This is a genomic window from Bradyrhizobium sp. USDA3516 (genome assembly GCF_057651995.1).
The window spans coordinates 1-1,008 of record NZ_JBYGYN010000024.1 but is presented as its reverse complement, the minus strand read 5'-3'; the positions used below and the strand labels follow the sequence as shown (position 1 = coordinate 1,008).

1 protein-coding gene is annotated in these 1,008 nt (G+C 61.5%); it reads right to left on the bottom strand.

Features of this window, described 5'->3' with window-relative positions:
* Positions 1-27: 27 nt before the first annotated feature.
* Positions 28-987 (bottom strand): IS5 family transposase, encoded by a 960-nt coding sequence (locus AC24YW_RS36570; RefSeq protein WP_487487209.1) that lies wholly within the window; start codon positions 985-987, stop codon positions 28-30.
* Positions 988-1,008: the final 21 nt, after the last annotated feature.

Sequence of the window (1,008 nt, the reverse complement as noted above, 5' to 3'; positions counted from 1 at the left end):
TTGTAATTGCCACCCTCGGCGGGCAGTTCAGGCGGTGATCGTGGCCCACCGCCTCATATTGAACGCGATGGAGGCGAGCAAAACTTGCCCGCTTGCCTTGGCGAGACCGACATAGCGGATGCAGGTGAGCCGCATCCGGCGTTTGAGGGTAGCGAAGGTGGTCTCCACCGTTGCCCGTCGTCGTGCGATGAGAAGGTTGTAGCGCTTGAGCCTCGGCGGCAGCTCCGGGTGATGCCGGTTCGGGCGGCGCGCGATGCGGGGCTTCTTGCCTTCCGCTTTCAGTCGAGTCCGCCGGGCATGGGTGTCGTAGGCCGCATCGGCCCACACCACAGCTTCGTCACCGCGGATCAATTCGTCGGCCGGTGTCGTGTCGTTGACATTGGCAGGCGTGGTCAGCACCGACCGGATCAGGCCGGAGCCCTCATCGACACCAACATGGGCCTTGTAACCGAAGGTCGAGCCGCTTTTGCCTTGTCGCTTGGCAAACCGGGCATCGGGATCGTTCGACGGCTGTTCCTCCTTCGGAGGCGCTGACACCGCCTGGATCAAGGTCGCATCCAGCATCGTGCCGCGCTTGAGGATGACACCAGCATTCTCAAGCTGACGATCGAGTTCACCGAACAGCTTCTCTAACAGACCTTGCTCAACAAGCTGGTTCCGAAACCGGTTCAGGACCGTGTGATCAGGCGTCGCATCCTCAAGACTGAGACCGACGAAGCGCTTGAACGACAGTCGATCGCCCAGCGCTTCCTCGAGCTCGCGCTCCGAAAGACCATAGAGTGATTGCAATAACAGCGCGCGAAACAGCACCAGCACCGGATAGCCCGGACGGCCAGGGCTTGCCTCATCCCGCAAATGCGACATCAGCTTCTCGAACCGATACCATTTGACCAAGCCCGACAACCGATCCAGCGCCGCGTTGGCCCCGGCTCCCTTCGGCAGCCACCCCTCAATAAAACTCGGCTGCCCCGTCTGCTTCACTGCCATCGCTACCCTCCAAGGCTTTGC